This window comes from Flavobacterium sp., assembly GCF_044368625.1.
In the GTDB taxonomy this organism is placed as follows: domain Bacteria; phylum Bacteroidota; class Bacteroidia; order Flavobacteriales; family Flavobacteriaceae; genus Flavobacterium.
Window position 1 is genome coordinate 1 of record NZ_JBIPPD010000216.1, and the last position, 5,485, is coordinate 5,485.

A 5,485-nucleotide genomic window follows, 5' to 3' on the forward strand; every position below is an offset into this window, starting at 1 on the left:
ATTCTTCTAAATTCGTAGAAGTGTATTCTACAAAATCAAATATTTCTTTGAATGTGTAAAATGATTTATCTTCTTTTGATAAAGAATTAATATACTTGAAATCATTTCTTAAACTTATTTCAGAACTATAATCTGAAAGCCTTTGGCGTTGATAAACTACTCCCATATTACATCTTTTCTAATATTGTCTAGAATGGTTAATAGTTCTGTTTTACGCAAAACAATGTCATCGCATTTGTAGCGTTGCAATATCCCATTTTTAAAATGGTTTATCAGTTCTTTGTCTGTTCTTTCTTCAAATTCTTCTTTTAGCTTGTCTGCATTGTAATAGGTTTCAAAAATGCTTTCTACCAAAGCTTTTTCGACTTCTTGGCTGTCTATTTTGGTTTGCCAATTTTGTACTTCGGCAGTTAGTTTTTCAATTTTCTTTTTAAGTGTGTCGTTTTCCTTTTCGGCAAACTTGGTTTCGGCTGTGGTTAGTTCGGATTGTGTTTCGGTTTGTAGTTCGGTAAAGCGTTTTATTTCTTTTTCGTAGCCTTCAATTATTGCGTTGGTGTCTAAATTGGTTGGAGCATATTCAATGTCGTACAAATCATTTGGCATTGGGTTTTCGCCTCGTTTGGTGCGTTTGTAGCCTACGTTTTCGGCTTCTGCCATAAAAATATCGTAATCTAATTCTTTGGCTACTTCGCCAAAAACCCACCAAGCATTATAAAATCCAAATATTTGGGTGTCCTTGTCGTATTTAGAAATGCTGTCTAATTCATCAGCATATTTGGTCAATAACTCTTTTGGTGCTAGGGTTTTGTCATCTTCGGTTAAATAGTCTTTTAAAAAGCGTTGTGTATTGGTTAAAATATTTTTATTGTTCTTTTTTTCAATGTCCTCTACTACATCTTTTGCCCATTTTTTATTGAGCTTTTCTTCGTTTACAAAATATTTCACATAGTCGGTTACTCTTGTTTTTAGTAAGTTCCATTCTTTGCCATATTTATCCCAAACTACATTCCAAGCTTCTACTTGTTTTTTGGTTTTCTTTTGAGCAAAAAGCAAACTGGTTTTCGTACTTGTAAACGGTTCAAATGTTATTTGTGGCAAACTAACAACTGCTTTTACATTAAAATATTTGAAAATAAACAAACGAATATATTTGTTTTCGGTAGTGTCAAAAACACTTTCAGGCAATACAACAGCCAAACGGCCACCTTCTTTTAAAAGTTGGTAGTAGCGTTCAATAAATAAATTTTCAGAGTTCTTTTTGTCGCCAAACACAAAAGCATTTTTAACTTCTCTTTGTGTTTGTGTATCTAAATCTACGCTAAACGGTGGGTTGCTAATGGCAACATCAAATTTTCCGTTTATTTCTTTGTCGTTGTATAAAGTATCTGTACTGGAAGTTTCTAAATAATTGGGTGAGGTTTCTTTGACATAAAAACGAAAAGGTAATAATCCATCTTTTACAAAAATGTTGGTTGAGCCATCACCGTGTAAAATCATATTTACTTTTGACGCTGTACCTAAATCAAAATTAATTTCCGAACCATATAAATAATGTTTTGCCCATTTGTTTTCTTGGTAATCGGGTTTAAACAATTCTTCAAAACGCCATTTTACGTTTTTACTTGTATTTACTTTATGGAATTGCTTGTATTTAACTTCTTTGGTAATCAATTTCATTGCTTCTACCAAATACGTTCCACTTCCAGCACTTGGGTCAATGATTAAAGGTAATTCTCTGTCTGTGTTCAGTCGTTCAATTGCCAAATTATCCAACTGCAACGCATACAATAAAAAGTTTACTACATTGGTTGGTGTAAAAAATTGTCCTTTGTTTTGTTTGAAACCATCACGAGTAATACTTTCAAAGAAATCTCCTAAAATGTCTTTTCCGTCTAATGAACTTCTTCCTTCTAAAAACGAAAAGTTTTCTAAAGACTGAACTGTGTATATAAGTTTGTTAAGTGGAAATTTATTTCGGTTTATTACGCTATCATCATCAATTTTTTGTTGTTCCGAAACATTTAATTGTTCTTTTAAGGCTCTTTTGTAAAGTCCATTTACACGATCAAATATTTTTTCAGCACTTTCTACATTATGCCCGTATTGGTAAATTTGAAAATCGTATTCTTGTCCGTCTTGTTTTTCATATTCATCTTGTATTTTAGCTAAAATAATATTGACTAACGAATAAAATATTTCACTATCATTTGTTCCACCACCGCCCCAAAGTTTGTTATGCAAATCTCTTCCTAAATATTCAATTTCAGTACGATTTATTTTAGTTCTTAAATCGTGCTTATCATCGCCTTTAATTAATGGTTGTTTTTTTGGTTCGCCATAACCTGCTGTAAGTTCTGAACCAATAGAAATAAATCCGTCAGTTTCCCAATCAGTATAAGTTGGATATTTCTCAAAGTCAATAATTATGGATTTATCAACTATTTGCTCTTCGACTAATTCCAAAGTATAATAAACCAAATATTTCACTTTGGTTTTAAAGTCCTTTTCTTCGGCTTGTGCTAATGAAAATAATTGTCCTTCAATTTCGTTTTTGTCTTTCTCGAATTTGTCAGGTGCTTTTACTTCTATAAAAAAGAAAGGATTGCCTTTTTCGTCTTTAACTAAAACGTCAATTCTTGGTGCTAATTTTCCGTGTCCTGCCTTTACAGAATATTCTTTTTCAATTTCTAAATTTTCAGGTTTATAGTCCAATTCATTAACTAATTTGTCAATTAAAAAGGCTCGTACAATTTCCTCATCGCCTGTCAAGGCTTTTAGAACTCTATTAAGTTTTACTTTTTCAGAATATGAAACAGTTACTTTTTCAATATTGATTTTGGCAATACTATTTTTTTGCTTTTGTAGCTTGTGTTCAACTATTTCAGTCCAATTCTTCATTATGTCTTATCAAAATTATTAAGTCGCAAATTTACAATTTAAAAATTGATTTTGTTGGTTTGCAGTGTCGTTTTAGGGTGTCGGCTAACGTTTTGCAGCTTGGCGAAGTGGCGGATTTAGAAGCACTTACTTTCAATTTAGCACTAATGTTTATTAGAAAACCAAATGTTCAATTTAGCACTGAACCCGCCATTTTGCCAAACTGCTGTTGTGCGATCGCCCTTGTTTATCATTCCATTAGTCAAGTTATTTTTAATTCAAATTATTTCTAAAATCTTCTATTACTTTGCTTGTATAGCTTTCCATATCCTTAAAGTTTTCAGAGGTTAATGTTGTATCAATAAATTCAGAAATTGAGTACGGTTTTAGGTTAAACCGTTGGTCTTTAATTTTGTTTCTAACAATTGAATAATCAAAAAACTCTCTCGTGTCTTGATGAATAAAAGGTGCAACAAACGAAAGATATTTTGAAAGATAATTATTGATTTTGTTATCTTCTAAAAAGTGTCGAATTACTGATGTTGTTTCGCTGTTTAATTGTTGCGTTTTGTTTCTGATTAAAGTTACCTCAATGAGCCAATATAAATTCTTCGAGTAAACTTCAATATCTCCTGTATTTCCAGGTGCGTGAGAAATTGGCAAACCGATGTAATCGGCTTTGTAATTTGGTCTAATCGCAAATTCATTTCCGTATTTCAAGGCAAGAATTAAACTCAAATAAAATTCCAACTTCAAAGGTTCAGCAATGTATTTGAATGCAGGAATTATGTTTTTAGAAGTTCCAATATAACCAATGCTTTCAACGATTTTATCTTCGTTCAGTTCATACAATTTGATTATTTCAGAAACCTTTTGAACATACTCAAATCCGTCAGCTTCTAATTCTTCTTCACGATGTTTGTAAACAATTTCAAGTAGCTTATTATTGTAAGTTTCCAATTTTGAAAAATGCAAACTTGGATTTTCTTTTTCTTCGGTTGTCAATTCAACATTTACTGAAAGTAAATCGTTGATGTAGTCGTCATTTGCGATATTTCTGTAAATGAAAACCTTACCTCTAAATTGAATAGAAACAAATCCCGTAATAATCAAAACCCGAAGTACAACATCTGGATAATCTCGTAAAATAGTTTGTGCTTTTAAATTTGTCCCATACTCATCTCTTAAAAATGCTTCAACTTCTACGGGTTCTCCAAAAGTGTTTTCATCAATGATTTGTATAAATTCCGAAACATCTCCGTCATTGCTAAAAGTAGAAACAATAAACTGCTCGTAAGAAATTCGCTCACGTTGTTTCAGCACTTCCAAAATGAATTTGAAGTAATTAAAATCATTTGAAACATTGCGATATGGGGAACGTCTATTGTATTTCATTGCTTGAATTGAGAATGCTTCTTGTTCGTCAATTTCGTTGTTTATTAACTTTAAAGAAATTTCCGAAAACTGCAAAGGTTGACCGTATTGAGCCAACACAAATCCCATTTCTGATAGCGTTCTAACATAAGTCCAAAAACGAGACTGATAACCTTGCGGAAATCCGCCATCTGCTCTTCTTGTGCTATTTACTTCAATAACAGCATTTTCAATACTTTCAATCGTAGAATTTTCATCAATTTCAACACCTTCACTTGAAACAATTCCGTTTAAGTACATTGAAGAAACAACTTTTAAAAGCGTTTCATCATTCAGCGTTTTGTTGATAAATGGCGAAATGGCTGTCAAAATTCCTTTATCATTTTATCAAAAAAATTTCAACCACTTTTTTCTCTATTGTATTGAAATGTATTTCAAATATTTCTTCTTTTTCGCCAATTTTTCGTTTGTTTAAAAATACTCTACAATTTGGAAATAGTTTATATTCATCTGACTTCAATTCTTCATATCGAAATGAACTTAAACCAATATTTTTTTTTGAAAACCTATTTTGAATAGCTTTCTCAATTTTGGGAAACAAATTGTTTACTATTATTGAAATATGTTGTGCCATAATTATCTTCCTTTATAATTTTTGCCATTTTCAGTTAATGAATAAAATCCTCTATCAACTCTTTCAAATAATTTTAGTCCATTTTTGGTAGCACTATTCAATTCGTGATGATTTAATTCGCCTCGAATAGAATTATTGAAAGTTTCAAGTTTGTATTTATCTTCTAATTTTTCATTTTTAATTCTTCCGATTAAATTTTCTGTAATTTCAGCTACGGAAACTCTGTCAATTCCATTTTTTTCATTTTCAAGAATAAATTCCACAACCATTGATTTAATTGACGGAATTGTTCCTGGAAGTTTTTCTGCTTTGGTTTCAATTTCTTTAATAACTTTTGCAACGCCTTTATCTTTCAATGCTTTTTCTTCACTTGTTTCAAATGCTTTGAAAACATCAGAATAACCATTTAAGTATTCTTCATCTGGTGTAAATAGACTATCTGTAAATTTTATAGAATTGTATATTGCTTGTAGTTGCGAGAAATAAACAGGTTTCTTTTCATTGAAAATTGTATTTACTTCAAAATTTGAAGTTAAGCCACCACCTGTTAAATTTGTACTACCAACAATAGATGTCTTTTCTTTATCATTTTCAAACAAA

Annotated in this window: 4 protein-coding genes; all 4 read right to left on the reverse strand. The window is 31.0% G+C overall.

Annotation, left to right across the window (positions count from 1 at the left end; genetic code table 11):
• Positions 1–156: 156 nt before the first annotated feature.
• On the reverse strand, positions 157–2,898 hold the full coding sequence (locus ACIQ2X_RS13390; protein ID WP_396179435.1) for a restriction endonuclease subunit M: 2,742 nt from the start codon (positions 2,896–2,898) through the stop codon (positions 157–159).
• 252 nt (positions 2,899–3,150) lie between these two features.
• Complete coding sequence (locus tag ACIQ2X_RS13395) at positions 3,151–4,620, reverse strand: AlwI family type II restriction endonuclease (RefSeq protein WP_396179436.1); 1,470 nt, start codon at positions 4,618–4,620, stop codon at positions 3,151–3,153.
• A 10-nt stretch (positions 4,621–4,630) separates the two neighbouring features.
• Positions 4,631–4,885, reverse strand: coding sequence for a hypothetical protein (locus ACIQ2X_RS13400; RefSeq protein WP_396179437.1), 255 nt, complete (start codon positions 4,883–4,885; stop codon positions 4,631–4,633).
• Positions 4,886–4,887: 2 nt separating this feature from the next.
• The coding region (locus tag ACIQ2X_RS13405) for a hypothetical protein (protein ID WP_396179438.1) at positions 4,888–5,485 on the reverse strand (598 nt) is incomplete at its 5' end.

Excerpts from the sequence above, each read along its gene's own strand:
- ACIQ2X_RS13390 (WP_396179435.1), bottom strand. The coding sequence starts at position 2,898 with ATGAAGAATTGGACTGAAATAGTTGAACACAAGCTACAAAAGCAAAAA.
- ACIQ2X_RS13400 (WP_396179437.1), bottom strand. The coding sequence starts at position 4,885 with ATGGCACAACATATTTCAATAATAGTAAACAATTTGTTTCCCAAAATT.